This window comes from Pseudodesulfovibrio sp. lm2024, from assembly GCF_051175575.1.
GTDB classification, from domain to species: Bacteria; Desulfobacterota; Desulfovibrionia; order Desulfovibrionales; family Desulfovibrionaceae; genus Pseudodesulfovibrio; species Pseudodesulfovibrio caledoniensis.
Genome location: NZ_CP195092.1, coordinates 1,245,367 through 1,264,924, shown reverse-complemented (window position 1 = coordinate 1,264,924; position 19,558 = coordinate 1,245,367). Strand labels below are relative to the sequence as shown.

Sequence of the window (19,558 nt, the reverse complement as noted above, 5' to 3'; positions counted from 1 at the left end):
CATGCCCGATACCAAGAAAATCCGCATATTCATGACCGGTGTGGGCGGCCAGGGAACCCTGACCGCCACCACCCTGCTGGCCAAGACCGCCCTCAGCCAGGGGCTGACCGTGACCTCGGGCGAGATCCACGGCATGGCCCAGCGCGGCGGCGTGGTCGAGTCCACGGTGCTGATCGGGTGCAAGTCGCCCAAGATCGGCATCGGCGAGGCCGACATCCTCCTCGGGTTCGAGCCCATGGAGACCATGCGCGCCCTGCCCTATCTGCGCCAGGGCGGCCTGGTGGTCTCGTCCACCGAGTACATGCCGCCCCTGTCCGTGGCCATGGGCAAACAGGAATGCCCGACCATCGACGACATCAAGAAGGCCGTGTCCGCCTGCACCGACAAGGTGTACTTCATGGCCAACCAGTCCATCGGCCTGGAAGCGGGCGCCGTGCAGGCGGGCAACATCGCCATGCTCGGCGCGCTCTGCGCGGCCGGTGAACTGCCCTTCGGCCCCGAGGCCCTGGAAGCCGCCATCAAGGCGAACCTCCCGGCCAAGCTTCAGGCCGTCAACCTCAAAGCCCTGGAACTCGGCGTCAAGGCCCTGAACTCCTAGAGCTTGAACTCCCAGAGAAAGTAGAATGGCAACCAACACACAGGACCACTCCGATGATCTCAGCTATCTGCATACGCTGAAGACCATTCAGGAAACCTTGAGGAAGGAGACGACCCTCGAGGAATCGCTCAACGCGCTCCTGAAAACCCTGGCCCTGGACATGGAGTACGTCCGGGCGTTCATGGTCATCATGGACCCCAAGACCGAGAACCTGAAGCTCTCGCTGACCTACAGCCCGGCGCAGTCCGACGACGTGACCTATTCGCCGGGCCGGGGCATCATCGGCCGGGTCTTCGACTCGGGCCAGTCCATCAGCGTGCCGCGCATGTCCGACGACCCCGAGTTCCTGAACAAGGCGTTCGGCCGCAGCGAGGACGAGTTGCGCAAGCTCGGCTTCATCTGCGTACCGGTCATCAACCTGCGCTCGGACGAGGCCGAGGTCATCGGCGCGCTGTCCGTGGACGTGCCGCTCATTCCGGCGGACGACATGAAGGCCCACCGCGACTTCCTCGAGGTGGTGGCGGGCATCATTGCCGGGCACGTGGCCCAGCTCCAGGAGGAGATGGCCACCCAGAACCACCTGCTCTCCCAGGGCCTCATGGCCGGGGGGGCGGAGACGACCCCGCCCAAGGACTTCGTGGCGGCCTCCAAGGCCATGCGCCTGGTCCTGCGCCAGTCCACCCAAGTGGCCCCGAGCCGGGCCACGGCGCTGTTGCGCGGCGAGTCCGGCACCGGCAAGGAGCTCCTGGCCGAGGCCATCCACCAGTCCAGCCCGCGCGCGGACAAACCGCTGATCAAGCTCAACTGCGCGGCCCTGCCGTCCGAACTCATCGAGTCCGAACTGTTCGGCCACCAGAAGGGCGCGTTCACCGGGGCCTTCCAGACCAAGCGCGGCCTGTTCGAGGTGGCGGATCAGGGCACCCTGTTCCTGGACGAAATCGGCGAGCTTTCCCTGGACGCCCAGGCCAAGGTCCTGCGCGCCATCCAGGAAAAGGAGATCCAGCGGGTCGGCTCCGAGCAGACCATCACGGTCGACGTGCGCCTCATCTGCGCCACCCACCAGCCGCTGGAAGAGCTGCTGGAAAAGGGACTGTTCCGCGAGGACCTGTACTACCGCATCAACGTCTTCCCGATCTTCATCCCGCCGCTGAAAGAGCGCCGCGAGGACATCCTTCCCCTGGCCGAACATTTCCTGTCCGAATTCACCGACGAGTACGGCAAGGAAGTCAAACGCATCTCCACGCCCGCCATCGAGCTGCTGGTGATGTACCACTGGCCGGGAAACGTGCGCGAGTTGAAGAACTGCATGGAGCGCGCGGTCCTGCTCTGCGAGGAGCAGGTCATCCGCACCTACCACCTGCCGCCGACCCTCCAGTCGGCCGAGAGCTCGGCCACGGGCACCAACCTGTCCTTCGGCGAGGCCGTGGCCAAGTTCGAGCAGGAGCTGCTCATCGACTCGCTCAAGAAGACCGGCGGCAACATGCTCCAATCCGCCCGCGACCTGCGCGTGTCCTACCGGATCGTCAACTACAAGGTCAAAAAGTACAACATCGACGTGAAGAAGTACTCGCAGACCAAGAAGAAGACCAAGAAGAAGCTCGAGGTCTAGCCTCGGCGCGACAGCGATACAGAAAAAGGCGGCCCGGAATCTCCGGGCCGCCTTTTCATTTGCCTTTGGGAGGCGCTATTTGAAGGAACGGGAGAACAGGTCCTCGAGCGCCTTCTTGCCGTTGTCCTCCAGGAAGCGGGTGCCGGTGCCGGTGAAGTGTCCGGCGGAGATCACCGGGGCCTCCACGGCCACCCACGCGCCGTGTTCCCATTTGGACCAGGCGTCCTTGGCCTGGTCGAAGACGAACAGGTCCTTGTTGCAGATCTTGGCGAACTCAGCGCCCCAGCCGGTGCCGCCCTTGACCGTGCCGTCCTCCAGGATGGTGCCGACCACGAAGATCTGCTGGCTGGCGTCCACCTGCCACATGATGGTCTGCAGGACCTTGCGCATCTTCTCCGCGTTGGTGAACTTGCGGTTCAGCAGGCGGGAGACGTAGGTCAGGCTGACGTCCTTCTGGGTCAGTTCCTCGTCGGTCAGCACGCGCACGCCGCGGGTGCGCTCGATGCGGTGGCCCTCGAACGTGTAGTTCACTTCGGACAGGCCGTGGTATTCGGCGAGCTTGCCGAACTGATTCTCGGCACCCTGGGCGCCGCCGCTGAAAAGAGTGTAATTCTGGTTGGGCATGGTCTCTCCTTGATGTGATTCAATGCGAAATTCGGTCGCGGCCGTCGGCCTGATACGGACACTATGCACATCCAGCCGCCGCGAAGCAATGCCACTTGCCCCAAAACAGGCCAAAAATCCACCATTTTCCGGTAAAAAATAACGATTCGCATATTCGGACCGCCCGGCCTGACGCCGTCCCCGCATTGACATATGGGAGATCGTGGCTACTTAATTGTAATAACGACTATCATTGTCACCCTTGGAGGTGATCACATGATCCACAAGGTTACAAACATTGCCCTGACCGGCGTCCTGCTCCTGACGCTCGGGTTCGGGATGAGCATATTTTCTTCATCGGAGGGACAGGCCATGGCTGACACTACCGACACCAACTACGAGATAGCCACCCTGGCGGGCGGCTGCTTCTGGTGCGTGGAATCGGATATGGAAAAGCTGCCCGGCGTGATCAAGGTCATATCCGGCTACGCAGGCGGCACCGAACCCGATCCGTCCTACGAGCAGGTTTCGAGCGGGTCCACCGGCCACCGCGAGTCGGTGCAGGTGACGTTCGATCCCGCACGGATCAGCTACGCCCAGATCCTGGACCACTACTGGCGGCACTTCGACCCCACCGACACCGGCGGCTCCTTCGGCGACCGGGGGTTCCAGTACACCTCGGCCATCTTCTACCACAACGAAAAGCAGCGCGAGACCGCCGAGGCCTCCAAGCTGGCCCTGGACCGGTCCGGCCGGTTCGACAAGCCCGTTGCCACCCCGCTCATCGAGTTCACCACCTTCTACCCGGCCGAGGGCTACCACCAGGACTACTACAAGCACAATCCCGTGCGCTACAAGACCTACCGCTACTTCTCGGGCCGCGACAAGTTCGTGGAGAACCACTGGGGCGATCAGGCCGACGACGTCATCGAGGCCGCCCGCGACAACGCGCTGGTCACCGCCGCCGGAGGCGATTTCGTCAAGCCCGACGACGACACCCTGAAGCGGACACTCACCCCCCTGCAGTACAAGGTCACTCAGGAGGAAGGTACGGAACCGCCCTTCAACAACGAATACTGGGACAACCACGCCGAGGGCATCTACGTGGACGTCGTCAGCGGCGAGCCGCTCTTTTCGAGCACGGACAAGTACGAATCCGGCACGGGCTGGCCGAGCTTCACCACCCCGCTGGTGCCCGGCAACATCGTGGAAAAGGAGGACCGCTCCCTCTTCTCGGTGCGCACCGAGGTACGCAGCAAGGCCGGCGACAACCACCTGGGCCACGTTTTCGACGACGGACCGCAGCCCACCGGCCTGCGCTACTGCATGAACTCGGCCGCCCTGCGCTTCGTGCCCAAGGACAAGATGCAGGCGGAGGGGTACGGGGAATTCCTGTATCTGTTTGACTAACCGCGGCGCACCACGCAGCGACCACACCGGGAGCCGTTCCATTTGGAGCGGCTCCTTTTTTTCGCCGGCGGAAGGACAATTTCCCGTTTTTGTACTAAGCGGCTTTGCCTCGGCGGCATCCAGTGCTATGGTCTATAGTAAGGAGGCTTTCATGCACCGAAGCAAAATTCTGTGGGTCCTGCTCGCTACCGTGCTTTTCTCCGCCCTCGTGCTCGCGGACCGGTATGTCATGGCCGATCGCCCCACGCGCCTGGTCTGCGACATATGGCCCCCTTACCAGATGGAGACCGAAAACGGGTACACGGGGCTGTCGGTGGACGTGGTCCGGGCCGTGTACACGCGCATGGGCATGGACAACATCGAGATCATGGCCCTGCCCTGGAAGCGGGCCCTGGACATGGTCAGGTTCGGTGATGCCGACGGTCTGTTTTCGGCCAACCTCACTCCGGAGCGGGCTCTTTCTTTCGCCTACCCCAAGGAGCCGCTGTTCGAATCGCCCTGGGTGATCTGGACCCGCAAGGGCACGACCATCCGCTCCCTGAACGACCTCAAGGGCAAAAAGATCGGGGTGGTCCTGGGCTACAGCTACACCCCGGAATTCTGGGACTTCATCCAGACCTACTGTTCGGTGGAGGAGGTTTACAGCGACAAGATCAACTTCCGCAAGCTCGCCCTGGGCAGACTGGACGCCACCGTGGCCGATATCGGCAACGGCTTGACCCTGGCCGCATCGGTAGAGGGCGGCATCCATCCCAACTTCGACTACGAGATAAAGAGGGACGGGCTATACCTCATGTTCAACAAGGAACGCACCTCCGAACGATTCGTAAAGAAGTTCTCCGACACGCTCAAGGCGTTCAAGCAGACCGAGGAATACCGATCCATCCTGAAAAAATATCTCGGCCCGGAGCACTAAACCAGGACTCCCGCCTGTCGCGTGCCTCTTTTGACGAACAAGGACTTTCGATATAGCGTATTACAATGCGGCAGGCCAAATAACCTGGCCCTGCCGCTACACCCGAACCAAGGGAGCGAACCATGTACGTTGTCTACCTGGCCGTTATCGCCGTCGTCTGCGCCATCCTGAACTGGTTATTCACCGACGCGACCTTCTTCGCCACGCTCCTGGCCTGGCTCCTCGGCGTCCAGGTCGGCCTGGGCGCATTGTGGGCCTTCCTCGGCCACTACTACAAATCGGACCAGGTGGCCGCCTACATCGGATGGCGGCCCGGCAGCCCGTTCCAGAAGGAAATAGCCTTCGCCAACCTGGCGCTCGGCGGCTGCGGCGTCCTCGCCTTCGGCCTGCGTCACTCCCCCATGCGCGACGGCTTCTGGCTCGCCACCATCCTCTTCGCCACCTTCTTCCTGGTCGGCGCCTTCACCGTCCACGCCGCCGACCTCCGCGTGGGCGGCAACAAAAAACCCGGCAACGCCGGGCCCGTGTTCTTCGCGGACATCATCATGCCGGTGTTGCTGTGGTTGTTGTATTGGTTGCGGTAAATTAGCCTTGAACACGATGTCCTACGACAATTAACCATTTGCGTTTCATCACACTAACTTGCTCGATTCTCAAAATAAATCTAGAAATCAATGCCCACAAAAAAAGTGAGTAACCTATGGATAATCTTAATAAAATTGCTCTGTTATATTAGCCTAATTCTGAAAACACCAACCAAATACCATAAGCCAATATTAACTTTCGAAATTATTAATAATTTTTAAAATGGAGGGTAATCACCTGATATAGAAGTCGACATCCATGGATATTGTCCCGTTGTGGAGAAAAAAGAAGAATTAGTATACCCTAAATTTCCCCAATATTCTGTTGGATCGCCTTGCCTACAATCACATTTCATATTGTTCGTAATAACCATCCAAAATTCATTACCTTCTGCTTTTTTTTATACCGCAGCTTACAGACTCTACAAGATTTCCTTTCGCAAGATTATCATCTTTAACAAGTTCAGTTTCCTTTTCAATAGTGTTAATTATAGAAATAAATTCGTCTACTACCTCACCACAATGCTCATCAAGTATTCTTTTGTCAAAAACAAATGACAATTCTTTATGTGTCTCGACTATATCCTCTTTATACCATCCGTACGGCCTCCCTTCCATAACACAAGTAACGTATTTTAATATGCTATCATGACCAATCAACGCATTTTGACTTTGAAGATTCAAAACTCTCGCCGATTTGTATGTACTTGTATATGCAGACAACGACAAAGAATCTGTGATATAAATTAATACTATTTTAATCCAATGCTCATTCTTACTTTGATAAAGTTGAACAGAACATTCGCTAAAACCTAAATTTTTTAGCATCTTATACCACTCATAATCCGTATTGGTAGGCACTGGAGTATTAATCTCAAACAACTCTCCAAGCCTTTGCTCTATCTCCAAAGTTGTATGATTTATATTCTGCTTTATATATTCAACATCTTCACTCTTAATCGGCCTAAAATGTGCCAATGAGTTTCTTATACTAACTACTTCACTCATCTTAATTCTAATACTTTCCTTGCTTCCTTGAAAATAATTTTTAAACGACTTCCCCCAATAGGCATCTGATAATATGATCGATATCAACTCTCCACTCGTCAAGTGCATGATTGGACATTCAACATGATAACCAAGATAACCAAACTTCTCTGCTTGGCTTTTCCTTTTCTTATATATAGATTGAACAGATTGATTTTCAGTATTAGAATCACTAAAACTAGCGTCCATCCACTTATCATGAAACACATTTTTTAATACAGTATATACGAAAATTCGCAACGCGTTTTCAAACCTAAACAAGACACTAAGTGCTTCGTAATAATGTAGACATAGCCAGTTATTAGGGACATCTATCATATTTTCGTCATTTCGAACGCAACTTTTCCAATCCATATTCTCCTCCTTTTACCGAAACTGATTGCATTACCGATTTTAACTATACCAATTTCGATATAAAGGCACAAAAAAAAGAGCCGCCCTTTTGGGCGGCCCTCTTCTTTTCCGTATCGCAAATAATCCCTACGCCTTGAACACCCTCGGCGCACCGCCAGTATCCTCAACTCTAAATCCAGCCCCCGCGATCTTATCCCTTAACTCATCCGACAGGCCAAAGTCCTTGGCTTCCCGCGCCTTCTGTCTGTCCGCGACCATGCCCTGGACTTCCCCCGGCAGGTCGCCGAGGGGGACGGGCATTTGGGCGGGGTCGAGGATGGCGAGGATGGTGTCGATGGCCTTGAGTTCGTCCAGGCAGGTCTTGGCCGCCGCGCCGGACAGGGCGTTGTCGGCGGTCCAGTGGTTGACCTGTTTGATGAACTTGAACAGGGCGGGCCAGAAGCGGTGGAGGTTGAGGCCTTCGTCCAGGGCGGTCCTGAAGGCCGCCTTGACGTCGAAGACCGCCTGCTCCACGTCGGTGGGGACGGCGTCGCCGCGCGCGTCCAGCGCCAGGGTCAGGGCCACCGCGCCCTCCTGGATGCGCCGCCAGTTGCGGGCCCACATGGCCAGGTTTTCGTCCGACGCGCACAGGGTCTTGCGGGTGGCCACGGAGAGCAGCCACAAGCGGGCCGCGCGATAGCCGCCGAGCTTTTCGGCCACCGTGGCGAGCGTCTCGCCCTCGGCGTCCGAGGTCTGCTGGCAGACCATCCACGCCTGGGCCTCGCGCCCGGCCGTGGACCAGATGGCCCGCAGGTTCTCCAGGTGCGGGAAGCGGTGCTTGTCCGAGCCGATCATCACGTCGGTGCGGCCCGATTCGTCCAGGGCCATGGCCGCGTGCTGCAAAAACCAGCTGGGGCGCACGTTGCCCCACTGGGTCTCCAGGACCTCGCCGCGCTTCAGGTCCATGAGCGAGGCCCGCTTCAGGAGCGTGAAGTCCAGCGGGTTGTCCTTGACGTAGGCGTCCAGGTCCACGGTGCGGCCGCCGGACACCTTGTCCAGGTCCACGGTGCCGATCTCGCCGTACCGCTTGTCGCGGAACACGTCGAAGTAGACGCTGCGCAGCTTCTCGTAGGCCAGCCCCTTGCCCAACAGCTTGCGGCAGAGGGTGAGCGCGGTCTCGTTGCTGTTCGACGACAGGGGAAATTTCAGCGACTCGGACAGCCCCATGGCCCGGCCGCGCGCCAGGATCGCCTCGCGAAGATCGGCGGCAAACGACGCCCGGTCCGTGCCCGCCTCGCGGGCCGCCGCCAGGGTGCGGTCGTCCATGTCGGTCAGCCCGGCCACGCCCTCGACCTCCACGCCGCGCCCGGCCAGGTGCCGAACGAACACGTCGAGCAGGGCCAGCCTGCGCCAGGAGTCCAGGCCGTCCGGGTTGTCCAGGCTCGGGCCCATGGTGTACGCGCCCAACCCCGCGCCGGTGTTGAGCATCTTGTCCGCGCCCGAGGCCATGTCAAAGATCGTCACCCCGCTGCCGGAGCGCTGGCGGTAGAGGTGGGTGGACAGGTAGCGCTCGCCCGAGTCCGGGAACACGACCACGATGAGGCCCTCGTCCAGCCGCTCGGCCAGCTGCAACGCCCCGCCGAGCGCCGCGCCCGAGCTCATGCCCGCGAAGATGCCCTCGTGCCGGGCCAGCCTGCGGCAGTTCTCGAAGGCGTCCTCGTCCTCCACGTGCAGAATCTCGTCCAGGGCGTGCTTATCGTAAATGCCCGGCGGGTAGGATTCGAGCATGTTCTTGAGGCCCTGTATCTTGTGGCCCGCGTAGGGCTCCACCGCGGCCACGTAGACGTCGCCCATCTCGTGCAGCCTTTTCGCGATGCCCATGGCCGTGCCCGAGGTGCCGAGCGTCATGACGCAGTGCGTCACCTTGCCGCCGGTCTGGTTCCAGATTTCGAGCCCGGTGCCCATGTAGTGCGCCCGGATGGAGGCCGGGTTGTTGTACTGGTCCATGAGCACGTACTTGTCCGGCTCCTCGCGGGCGTAGCGATAGGCCTGCTCGATGGCCCCGTCCGTAGCCAGGTGGCCCGGGGTCAGCTCCAGCTCCGCGCCATAGGCGGCCATGATCATCTTGCGCTCCTCGCTGGCCGTCTCGGGCATGAGCAGCTTGATGCGGTAGCCCTTGATGGCCGCGACCATGGCCAGCCCCACGCCGGTGTTGCCCGAGGTGGCCTCGATGATGATCTTGTCCCTGGTCAGCTCGCCCGACTCCTCGGCGGCCGCGATCATCGCCGCAGCCACGCGGTCCTTGATGGACCCGCCCGGATTCTGACACTCGATCTTGGCCAAAATCCTGACGTTCGGATTGGGATTGAGGTGGCGTATTTCCACCAGCGGCGTGTCGCCGATCAGCTCAAGCAGGTTCTTGTTCATCGTAGCGCCCTGGAATCATGCGGGTTGGGTTCTGAATGGATGCCCGCACCGTAGGGCAAAAACAGGCTTGGCGCAACTGGCATGCAAAGTGCATTTTCCCGGTCGAACCGTCATTTTTTGAGCACGCGAGGCCGTATCATGAATCCGTACCCGTTCCTGAAAGACAACATCGAATACCTGCAACGCACCGGAAACCCCATCTTCCAGTGGCTGTCCACCCGCCCGTTCAACGAGGATCTGCTCAAGACCCGGCTCTTCCGCAACGAGTTCGGCCTGCACGACTGGCGCATGGACGAAGGCAAGGGCATGTTCGAATCCCTGCCCCCGGAGGGGCTGTACGGCAACTGGCTGCACCCGGAAAAGGCCGCGACCTCGGCCACCTTCGTGGTCGGCTGCAACCTGGGCTATGGCATCAACCACCTGCTGACCAACACCCCGGACACCCACAAGATCATGCTCCTGGAGCCGCGCTCCGAGATGCTCCTGGCCTGCCTGGGCCAGACCGACTACCGGCCCTTCCTGGAGAACAAGAAATTTCACCTGATGGTCCCGGACGAGCGGTTCCTGTCCGAAGTGATCCGCAACCTGGACCTGCAGTTCATCTACGGCCAGATCCACCTCAAGAGCGACATCCCCAGCCGCCAGCTCGGGCCGGAGTACGCCCGCTGGGCCACCTGGATGCGGAACAAGCTCGAAAACTTCTCCCTGGAGCTGTCCACCCTGCGACACCGCCAGGACGTCATGGTCGGCAACGAGATCGACAACTTCGCCAAGGCCATGCGCGACGGCAGCCTCAAGCCCATGGAGGGCAAGGGCGCGGGCGTGGGCGCGGTCATCCTCGGCGCGGGCCCGTCGCTGGAGACCATGGCCCCCCTGCTCAAGAAAAAGATGGGCCACGTGCTCTACACCTGCGCCCTGCAGACCATCCCGTCCCTGCAGAACCTCGGCATCAAGCCGCACCTGTGCGCGGCCATCGACTACGACAAGTCCATGCTCAAGATCTTCGAGCGGTTGGACCCGGACTTCGTCCAGGACGTGCCCCTGGTCTATTCCACCAAGATCGACCCCATGGTCCTCAAGCGCTACCCCGGCCCGACCCTGCCCCTGTGGACCATAGGCGGCGTGGGCACCAAGGTGCTCAAGGAGCGGGACCTGGTGCTCGACGCGGGCGGCAACGTCTCGGTGACCCTGTCGCGTTTTCTGCGCTACTGCGGGGTCTCCCACCTGCTCCTGGCCGGGCAGGACTACGCCTGGATCAACGGCATGTCCCACTCGGGCGGCCACCACAACCACACCACCGACCGGAAGCGGCGCTCCTGGCACCAGACCACCCGCAACATGGACGGCGAGGAGATCCTGACCACGGTCCAGTACATGACCGCCAAGCGCGAGCTGGAGGAGGACCTCAAGCAGTCCGAGTTCCCGATCTTCAACCTCTACGGCGGCGGCGTGGTCATCGAGGGCACCAAGGTGGTGGACGTGGACACGGCCTACACCAAGGGCGTCCTGGCCTCGGCCCCGGGCGCGGTGGAGAGCTTTTTGCGCGAACTGAACAACTGCCGCCACGCGGTCCCGCCCCTGCGCATGGAACCGCGCTCGCCCATGTGGTCCACCTCCATGCGCAACGCGGAAAAGCACCTTTCCAAGCTGTTCAGGGACCTCAAGGACAATCAGCAGGAGATCCACGAGGCCTTGAGCCGGGTGGAACTGTTCATGAAGCAGGACCCGCTGTACTGCCCGTACCTGTTCAACGAGATCATCGACATGGCCGGGCTGACCAAGGCCAAGCACCGCTACGAATCCAAGGACCTGGGCGAGTTCAAGCGCATCGCCAAGTCCACGCTCAAGAAGGTCCGCGAGATCGACCGCAAGGTCTGCCTGGCCGCCGACGAACAGGCCGTGGCCTGATTGGAATCAGGGGCCGCCAACACCCCGCCGACACGGGCGATCCATTGCCGGAACAGGAGGCTTGTCTTTGCGCCGGTTCCGTGAAATAGTCCCTCGCCATGGACGAGAAGAAACCCTTCCTGACCGAGGACGGCACCCTGGTCATCCCCTTTGAATGTTCGGACAACGCCGACAAGTACTGGAAACAGGAAGGCAAGTCCCTGACCGACATCCTCAAGGACCTGAAGGCGAGCCCCGAGATCTGGGCCCGGTACACCCACGAACCTTACCCGCAGAACGGAGACGGCGAGTCATAGACCGCCGCCGCGCCCCGGCTTGCCTGGGCCCTCCCAATGGCTTATAAACCCGCATGCGCTGTACTTCCCTGAAACATTGGGCGCTCTACTCCGCGCCGCTCCTGCTCATCCTGGCCGCCCTCTGGCTCGGGTTCGACAGCGAGCGCGACGCGGCCCTGTTCTTCAAGCACTACCGCGCCGCCCACGCCGGGCTGACGGTGTTCATGAAACTCGTCACCGACTGGTGCAACCCCCTGTTCTATCTCGTCTACGCGATCATGCTCCTGACCGCCTGGCGGTCCGGCAACCGGGAGCGGCTGCGCTTCATCCTGGTCGTGCTCGTGGTCCAGGGGCTGGTGGCCGGGCTGGCCGTGCATTTCACCAAATATCTCATCGGCAGGCCGCGCCCCGGCCAGGGCCACTGGTACGAGCCCCTGTCCGGCCGGGCCGCGCAGGAGGCCCTGCCCTCGGGGCATACCGCCGAGTACACCGGCTGGACCCTGCCCCTGGCCCTGCGGCTGTCGCGCACGGCGGTCACCACGCTGCTCGGCCTCTCCCTCGGCCTGGTGGGCTTCTCGCGCATCTACCTCGGCTGGCACCACCCCACGGACGTCTTCTTCGGCTGGCTGCTGTGCAGCGTGGGCGGTTTCGCCGCCGTGATCATCGCCGATTCCTCGCTTTTCAGGAGATCATGACATGACCGCCCTTCAATCCATATGGACCCGGCTCGAAAACCACCCCTGGCTGACCATGACCCTGGCCGTGCTGGCCCAGACCTGGTTCGCCCTGAACAACCGCGCCCTGTGGTTCTCGGACGAGGTCCGCTACGCCGACGCCTACAACAACCTGGCCGCCAACGGGAAGTGGGTCGTCCTGGCCCTGAACGGCCAGCCCTATCCGGACAAGCCGCCGGTCTATTTCTGGTTCCTCTGGCTCCTGGACAAGCTGACCCCGTTCCACCAGCCCGCCGTGTTCTTCCTGGGCGCGGCCCTCTCCGGACTGTTCTTCCTGGGCGCGGCCCTTTTCCTGGCCCGCACGCTCAAGTTCGACCGGACCACCTCCCTGGCCTCCACGCTGATCCTGATCTCCACCTTCATGGTCGCGGCCCTGCTGCATTACTCGCGCATGGACCTGATGTTCGCGGCCCTGATCATCCTCTGCCACGCCGCCTTCTACCGGGCCTATACCGGACAGTCCGAGGGCTGGTGGCCGGTCTGGGGATTCCTCCTGGCCGGGGCCGCCACCCTGGTCAAGGGGCCGCTGGGCTTCCTGTTCCCGGTGGTCAACATCACCCTGTTCCTGCTCTTCAAGGGCGAGGCCAAACGACTGCTCTCCCGGCGCACGGGGCTGGGCGTGCTGGCCATGCTCGCCATGCTCGCCGCCTGGGTCGGCGGCGTGATCCTGGCCGAAGGGCCGGATTTTCTGATCAACACCGTGCTCGGCAAGCAGATACTGGAGCGGGCCACCCACACCTTCCACCACAAGGAAGCGTGGTGGTGGTACCTCGCGGCCTTCCCCCTGGCCTGGATGCCCTGGACCCTGGCCCTGTTCACCGCCCCGGTGAAGCGGCTGCTCTCCCTGTCGTTCTGGGGAACCCTGTGGGGCGGACGACGCCATGCCGGACCCAAGGCCCTGCTCTGGATCATGTTCGCGGCCACCTTCCTGTTTCTGTCCTCCCTGTCCGGCAAGGTCTTCATCTACGTCCTGCCCATGTTCCCGCCGTTGGCCATCCTCATCGCCGACGACCTGCGGACCATGAGCGAAGCGCGCGCCAGGCGGCTGTGGACCCTGGTGGGCGGCCTGTGGGCGGTCATCGGCGCGGCCCTGCTCCTGGCCGGGGACCTCATCCCGGTCCCGGTGCCCATACGCGGCCTGGGCCTCTGCGCGGCCGTGCTCATCCTCGGCGGCGCGGCCATCGTCTCCATGCGCGCCAAGGGGTTCCGCGCGGCCCTGTTGACCTGCGCCCTGGCCATGATCCTGTGGATATACCCGGTGGGCATGCTGGCCGCCCCGTCCCTGGACGACGCCATGAGCCCCAAGCGGCAGGCCCTCATCCTCAAGGACTACATCGAACGCGGCTACGCGCCGTTCGCCGCGCGGGTCTATTCCGGCATCTACACCTACTATGCCGGGCACGATTATCCCGAGTACGACAACTACGACCGGCTCATCGACGAGATGGCTACCCGCGACAAGGCGATCCTGGTCATCCGCGAAACCTACTGGAAAGACATCAAGGACCGGCTGCCCGAATTCCACGTGGTCGACCGGCAGTCCATCGCGGGCCTGGTGCACGTCCTGGCCGTCAAGGGCTGACCCGCCCGATTGTGTTAGACATTTTCTAGACCTTCGACTATACTCCCTGGTCAATGATACGCGAATTCGCGAGCAAGGCGGCCCTGGCCGTCATCCTCTGCGCGCTCCTGGCCGGATGCGCGCTCTATCCCGCCGTCCAGGTGGCGGGCGGGGCCATGACGGGCTACGACGCCATGGTCACGGCCGACAAGTACCTGCCGCGCAACAGCGTGGAGGGCGGCAGCCTGTGCATCGCCCGCGACGCCCAGATGGAACGGCGGCTGCGCGAACGGCTCGAGCTCAACGACCTCCATCTGTCGGCCCACGTCATCAACGCCAAGGCGTACCTGGTGGGCCAGGTCGAAAGCCGCAACCAGGCGGACTACGCCATCCGCACGGCGGCCACGGTGGAGGGCATCGAGACCATCACCTGCAAATTCTACCCGGCCCCCTCGCCCCAACATGCCGCCCGCGACGCGGCCCGCGACGAGCTCCTCATCCAGGAGCTGTCCGAACGGTTCGGCCGGACCAAGCGCCTCAACGGCACGGACCTCCGCGTGGAGGTCGTCCGCAGCCACGCCATCCTCATAGGCCGGACCAAGGACTACAGCCAGAAGACGGCGGCCCTGGCTATAGCTGAAGAGATGAATGGGCTGGCGGATGTGGTCGACTATATTTCGGTAGAAACTCCAGAAACCGCCCCCGTTACGGAAAGTTCGGTAGCGGTTAAGTGAGGCGGCTTCCGATAGCGGGCCATCTGCACATCTTTTCCGGCCGGGCCAATCCTCACGTAGACGGCTATCGCTGCTGTCGTCATCTCTAAGACCGAGCAAGCTCGGCCTAAGAGCTGAGGCACGCTGCGGTTGCCCCGGCCGGAAGTAAATGCACAGCTGACCCACTCTCGAAAGCCTTGTGCTAACGCGGTTAAAAGAGCCGCTGTCGGGTGCTGACGCACCCGAATCGCTCCAGAAGAATTAAGAGAATAAATGCCCCCGACTCATTGCCGAGTCGGAGGCATTTTTGTGTTTACTACGCCGCGAAGCGGATACAAAAGGTTTAGGAAGGTGAGGGGGATGGGGGTCCGGGGGAAGGGGGGAGAGGGAAGCCCTTTTCCCAAAGGGTTCCCTCTCCCCCCTTCCCCCGGCCGCCGGAGGCGAAAAAAAGGCCGCTCCGAATGGAGCGGCCTTTTTTATTGATCTACCGTGACGCCTAGCAGTTGCTGCCGAGGCAGTCGAAGATGCGTTCGAAGGTTTTGAGGACTTCGAGGCCGTCTTCGCCGGTGATGGGCACCGGGGTGTTGTTGCGCAGGGCGTCGAGGAAGGCGTTGAGCTCGGACTTGACCGGCTCGCGGAACATGAGCGGCCATTCGCGCACGGAGTAGGATTTGTCGTAGGTGGAAAAGGCCGAGTATTCCTTGACCTCCTGGGTGATCAGGTTGGCGGCGATGTACTTGGACTCGCAGGCCACGTTGATCTTGCGGCCCTTGTACGGGGTCACCCAGTTGGTGGTGATGTTGGCGAGCACGCCGTTTTCCATCTCGCAGGTGATCAGGGCGGAATCCTCGTGCTTGCCCAGCGAGGTGGACGAGACCGCGTACACGGACTTGAACTCGGACCCGGTCAGGTAGCGGATGAGGTCGATGTCGTGGGACCCGAGGTCCTTGATGACGCCGACGTCCTGGATGCGCGGCGGGTACGGGCCCACGCGCTCGATCTGGATGGAGATGACGTCTTCGCCGATCAGCTCCTTGACCCGGGCCACGGCCGGGTTGAAACGCTCCACGTGGCCGACCATCAGGGCCACGCCCTTTTCCTTGGCCTTGGCCACAAGGTCCTCGCCCTCGGCGGCGGAAACGGCCAGGGGCTTCTCGATGATGACGTTGATGCCCTTGTCCATGACCGCGAGACCGGTCTTGTGGTGCAGGCTGGTGGGCACGCAGATGGACATGGCGTCCAGGTCGTGCTCGAGCAGTTCTTCCAGGGTGGCGAAGGTCTTGACCCCGAACTGGGTCGCCACGTCTTCGCGGGCCTTTTCGTCCACGTCGACCACGCCGACCACTTCGACGCCGGCCATTTCGGTGTAGTTGCGCAGATGGACACGGCCCATCCAGCCCAAACCGACGACTCCGACTTTCAACATGTATATACCCTCGTTCTAGAGTTCGCGTTGCGAGTGTGTACTACAAGGCTTGGACCCCCATGGCAACCCCCGTAGAACGGCCAATCCCGGTTCGTCTTGCGGGCCGGACGGACATGGGCTACTAACTGTGCATGCAGACAGGCAATCCATCCGGTCCCATCTGGTTCAGCGTGGGCGAGGCCTCCGGCGATTTACACGGCGCGGAGCTGATGAAGGCGTTTCGGGCCGCGGACCCGGACATACCCTTCACCGGCATGGGCGGCCCGGCCATGGAGGCCGAGGGGCTCGTGCCGCGCCATTCCATGCGCGAGATATCCCTGGTCGGCATCACCGAGATCCTCGGCGGGCTGCCGCGCATCCTCAAGCTGCTCGGGGTGATCAAGAAGGAGCTGGGGGCCATCCGACCCCGGGCCATCGTCCTGGTGGACTGCCCGGAGTTCAACTTCCGCATCGCGCGCATGGCCAGGAAGCTGGGCATCCCGGTGTACTACTACATCAGCCCCCAGATCTGGGCCTGGCGCTCGGGCCGGGCCAACTTCCTGCGCGAGTTCGTCCGCAAGGTCATCTGCATCCTGCCTTTTGAAAAGGACTTTTACGGCAAGTACGGCATGGACGTGGCCTATGTGGGCCACCCGCTCATGGACGTGCTGCCGCTGGATGCGCTGGACGGGCTGACCGTCCGGGAGAACCGCATCGGGCTGCTGCCGGGCAGCCGGACCAAGGAGGTCACCTCCCTGCTCCCGGTGTTCGCGGACACGGCCCGGCGGCTGGCCGTGGACCATCCCGATCTGGAATACGTCCTGGTCCGCGCGCCGGGCATGGACGAATCCCTGCTCCGCTCCCTGTGGCCCGAGGACATCCCGGTGTCCTTTGTTTCCCCGGCCGAACGGTACCAGGTTTTCCGCACGTGCAAGCTCATCCTGGCCGCCTCGGGCACGGTCACGCTGGAGACCGCGCTCATCGGCACCCCGGTCCTGGTGGCCTACAAGGTCTCGCCCCTGTCCGAGATGATCGGCAGGATGCTCGTCAGCGTGCAGTACGTCTCCCTGCCCAACCTCATCCTGGACCGCGAGATCTACCCGGAATACATCGGCAAGGACGCCTCGCCCGAAAACCTCGCCCGGACCGCCCGGTCCTGGCTGGACGATCCCCGGGCGTACGACGAGGTCAAGGACGGGCTCAAGGTCCTGCGCACCATGGTCGGCGACCCCGGCGCGCCGGGCCGGGCCGCGAGGATCATCCTCGACGACCTCCAAGCCCTGGCCGCCACGTCCGGCTGACTGGCCCCGGACAGATATTTCTGCTAATCGGCAAGCATCATGAACCGTTTCTCCTTCCCCCGCACCCTGCCGCCCTGCGCGCCCGTCCAGCCCGCCTTTGCCGATCATTTTTCCGGCTGGCAGCTGGGCATGGGGCTGCCCGAGGCCCTGGCCGGGCTGCTGCCCGGCCTGTTCCTGCTGGGCGAGGAGAACCCCGGCTGCCGCAACGCGGCCGTGGGCATGGCCCTGTGGTCCATGCAGGCCCATCCGCTCCACCCGGAGCTGGCCCGCTGGGCGGTCAAGGCGGTCAACCTGGGGCTCAAGACCTCCCCGGCCCTGATCCGGCTCATGGCCCTGGCCGCCGACACGAAGCACCCCGAAGAGGGCGAGGCCACGGACACCTGGTTCGAGCTGGCCCGACAGGAGGACCGGGGGCTGATCCTGCGTTTTCTGGCCGTGGTCCTGGGCAACCCGGATACGGGCCTGGGCTGGCTGCATTTCATCTGGCGGGACCTCATCCACCTGGGCAGGCCGGAAATCGCCATGGCCGCCCTGGACATGGTCTCGTGGACCGAGGCCAGCCTGCCGCTGCGGGCGCGGTTCGAGGCGGACCGGGCCTTCCACTGCCTGCCGCCCGAGGAGGCCCTGCCGCTCGTCGAAGGACTCGACCCGGCGGTATGGGGGCTGTGGCGGGCGTACGCGGGCGGCGAACTGCTGCTGCGCAGGGGCCGCGCCGGCGAAGCCAAGGGGGCATTGGCCGGGCTGTGGCAGGCCATTCCGTGGCACGTCAATCTGACGCTCAAGCTGCACGATCTTTTCCGCCCCACGCCCGTGGCCGACCCGGACGACTGCGCCGAGGCGGCCGTGCTGGTCTACTCCTGGAACAAGGCGGACCTGCTGGCCGAAACCCTGGAGTCGCTGTACGCCAGCGACATCGGCCGAGCCCGCGTGTTCGCCCTGAACAACGGATCCACGGACCACACGGACAGGGTCCTGGCCCGAGCCGAGCAGCGGTTCGGCACGGACCGGTTTCATATCGAAACCCTGCCGGTCAACGTGGGCGCGCCCGGCGCGCGCAACTGGCTGCTGTCCCTGCCCGGGGTGCGTGAGGCCCGCTGGGCCGCGTTTCTGGACGACGACATCTTTCTGCCCAAGGACTGGCTCCTGCGTCTGCTCGGCCCGGTGCGCGGCCGCGACGACATCGGGTCCGTGGGCTGCCGGATCACCGCTGCGGTGCCACCCTACGGCCTGCAGTCCGCCGACTACAACCTCTTTCCCGTGGCCCCGCCCGCGCCCGAGCCGGACACCCTGCCCAACCGGGTACCGGTCTACGACAACTGCGCCGGGTCGCCCGATTCCGGGCTGTTCACCTACACCCGGCCCTGCCTGTCCGTGTCGGGCTGCTGCCACCTGGTCAACCTGCGCTCAGTGGCCCGCACCGGGCCGTTCGACCTGCGCTACACCCCGTCCCAGTTCGACGACCTGGACCGCGACATGCGCGCGAACCTCGACGGCACGCCCGCCCTGTACGTGGGCGGTCTGGCCGTGCGCCACGTGCAGCACTCGTCCCTGGCCAAGTCCAAGACCGCAAGGCAGATCGGCCAGGTCATGGGCAACAAGCTCAAGCTGGACACCAAGTATTCGGATGAGGAACTGATCCGCCTGGGGCAGCAAAACCGCGCCCTGTTGTGGCACGACCTGGAACAAAAATCCCGCTTCCTGGTTGACCATCTGGGCTTGAATGCCTAATTCACGCCCAGAACGTTCCCCAAGGGAGAAACAACATGGAAGATGTCCGCGTCTACGGCGATTTTCACCGTATCAACCCGGAAATGTGGGATAAGATTCAGGGACTATGCCCCTTCGAACAGGTGGACTACGACGGCGACGTCCTGCGCGTGGACCACGAGGGCCACTACATCCTGATCGACGACTTCATCGAGGCCATCCGCGACCTGCTGCCCGAAAACGGCTACGGCCACGTGGAGTTCATCGACCAGCTCGAATGGACAGTGACCCGCTACACCATCAAGCCCGGCAAGATCGAGGAAAAGCTCGTCCGCGTAGACAACGTGGTCGATGCTCATCAGAGAGAGAATGGTTTGTAAAAGACCAATTTTACAGAATCCGACGCAAAGAAAAAGGGACTGCTGAG

Annotated in this window: 17 protein-coding genes; 13 read left to right on the top strand and 4 right to left on the bottom strand. The window is 62.2% G+C overall.

The annotated features are described in order from the left end of the window. Nucleotide 1: 1 nt before the first annotated feature. A complete protein-coding gene (locus ACR42D_RS05680; protein WP_484565891.1) occupies nt 2-598 on the top strand; it encodes an indolepyruvate oxidoreductase subunit beta in 597 nt (198 codons plus the stop codon). A 25-nt stretch (nt 599-623) separates the two neighbouring features. Next, entirely contained in the window at nt 624-2,207 is a 1,584-nt protein-coding gene (locus tag ACR42D_RS05675; RefSeq protein ID WP_484565890.1) for a sigma-54-dependent Fis family transcriptional regulator, read from the top strand. 75 nt (nt 2,208-2,282) lie between these two features. On the opposite strand, the gene ACR42D_RS05670 is transcribed toward ACR42D_RS05675, so the two are convergent. After that, nucleotides 2,283-2,831, bottom strand: a complete 549-nt coding sequence (locus ACR42D_RS05670; RefSeq protein WP_484565889.1) for a hypothetical protein — start codon at nt 2,829-2,831, stop codon at nt 2,283-2,285. A 351-nt stretch (nt 2,832-3,182) separates the two neighbouring features. On the opposite strand from ACR42D_RS05670, the gene msrB reads away from it, so the two are divergent. The 3 genes from msrB to ACR42D_RS05655 all read left to right on the top strand — a co-directional run bounded on the left by msrB (nt 3,183) and on the right by ACR42D_RS05655 (nt 5,720). Next, complete coding sequence (gene msrB / locus ACR42D_RS05665) at nt 3,183-4,220, top strand: peptide-methionine (R)-S-oxide reductase MsrB (protein WP_484565888.1); 1,038 nt, start codon at nt 3,183-3,185, stop codon at nt 4,218-4,220. 151 nt (nt 4,221-4,371) lie between these two features. Continuing rightward, nucleotides 4,372-5,136 (top strand): substrate-binding periplasmic protein, encoded by a 765-nt coding sequence (locus ACR42D_RS05660; RefSeq protein WP_484565887.1) that lies wholly within the window; start codon nt 4,372-4,374, stop codon nt 5,134-5,136. Between the two features lie 122 nt (nt 5,137-5,258). Beyond that, on the top strand, nt 5,259-5,720 hold the full coding sequence (locus tag ACR42D_RS05655) for a DUF6790 family protein (protein ID WP_484565886.1): 462 nt from the start codon (nt 5,259-5,261) through the stop codon (nt 5,718-5,720). Nucleotides 5,721-6,104: 384 nt separating this feature from the next. On the opposite strand, the gene ACR42D_RS05650 is transcribed toward ACR42D_RS05655, so the two are convergent. After that, on the bottom strand, nt 6,105-7,121 hold the full coding sequence (locus ACR42D_RS05650) for a hypothetical protein (RefSeq protein ID WP_484565885.1): 1,017 nt from the start codon (nt 7,119-7,121) through the stop codon (nt 6,105-6,107). Between the two features lie 126 nt (nt 7,122-7,247). Beyond that, complete coding sequence (locus tag ACR42D_RS05645; protein ID WP_484565884.1) at nt 7,248-9,527, bottom strand: cysteine synthase; 2,280 nt, start codon at nt 9,525-9,527, stop codon at nt 7,248-7,250. A 138-nt stretch (nt 9,528-9,665) separates the two neighbouring features. Here ACR42D_RS05645 and ACR42D_RS05640 point away from each other — a divergent pair, with 138 nt between their 5' ends. The 5 genes from ACR42D_RS05640 (at nt 9,666) to ACR42D_RS05620 (ending at nt 14,739) form a co-directional block, all read left to right on the top strand. Continuing rightward, nucleotides 9,666-11,435 (top strand): motility associated factor glycosyltransferase family protein, encoded by a 1,770-nt coding sequence (locus tag ACR42D_RS05640; protein WP_484565883.1) that lies wholly within the window; start codon nt 9,666-9,668, stop codon nt 11,433-11,435. A gap of 98 nt (nt 11,436-11,533) precedes the next feature. After that, a complete protein-coding gene (locus tag ACR42D_RS05635) occupies nt 11,534-11,731 on the top strand; it encodes a hypothetical protein (protein WP_484565882.1) in 198 nt (65 codons plus the stop codon). A 53-nt stretch (nt 11,732-11,784) separates the two neighbouring features. Beyond that, on the top strand, nt 11,785-12,405 hold the full coding sequence (locus ACR42D_RS05630) for a phosphatase PAP2 family protein (protein WP_484565881.1): 621 nt from the start codon (nt 11,785-11,787) through the stop codon (nt 12,403-12,405). 1 nt (nt 12,406) lies between these two features. Then, nucleotides 12,407-14,026 carry an ArnT family glycosyltransferase gene (locus ACR42D_RS05625; RefSeq protein WP_484565880.1) on the top strand — a complete coding sequence of 540 codons (1,620 nt, stop codon included), beginning with the start codon at nt 12,407-12,409 and terminating at the stop codon, nt 14,024-14,026. Nucleotides 14,027-14,079: 53 nt separating this feature from the next. After that, nucleotides 14,080-14,739, top strand: coding sequence for a BON domain-containing protein (locus ACR42D_RS05620; protein ID WP_484565879.1), 660 nt, complete (start codon nt 14,080-14,082; stop codon nt 14,737-14,739). Nucleotides 14,740-15,214: 475 nt separating this feature from the next. Here the strand turns inward: ACR42D_RS05620 and ACR42D_RS05615 are convergent, their stop codons facing one another. Further along, entirely contained in the window at nt 15,215-16,144 is a 930-nt protein-coding gene (locus ACR42D_RS05615) for a Gfo/Idh/MocA family oxidoreductase (RefSeq protein ID WP_484565878.1), read from the bottom strand. Nucleotides 16,145-16,275: 131 nt separating this feature from the next. On the opposite strand from ACR42D_RS05615, the gene lpxB reads away from it, so the two are divergent. Genes lpxB through ACR42D_RS05600 form a run of 3 tightly spaced genes read left to right on the top strand, consistent with a single transcriptional unit; the run spans nt 16,276 to nt 19,511 of the window. Beyond that, a complete protein-coding gene (gene lpxB / locus ACR42D_RS05610; protein WP_484565877.1) occupies nt 16,276-17,424 on the top strand; it encodes a lipid-A-disaccharide synthase in 1,149 nt (382 codons plus the stop codon). A gap of 39 nt (nt 17,425-17,463) precedes the next feature. Beyond that, nucleotides 17,464-19,152, top strand: a complete 1,689-nt coding sequence (locus ACR42D_RS05605; protein ID WP_484565876.1) for a glycosyltransferase family 2 protein — start codon at nt 17,464-17,466, stop codon at nt 19,150-19,152. A gap of 35 nt (nt 19,153-19,187) precedes the next feature. After that, nucleotides 19,188-19,511 carry a hypothetical protein gene (locus tag ACR42D_RS05600; protein WP_484565875.1) on the top strand — a complete coding sequence of 108 codons (324 nt, stop codon included), beginning with the start codon at nt 19,188-19,190 and terminating at the stop codon, nt 19,509-19,511. Nucleotides 19,512-19,558: the final 47 nt, after the last annotated feature.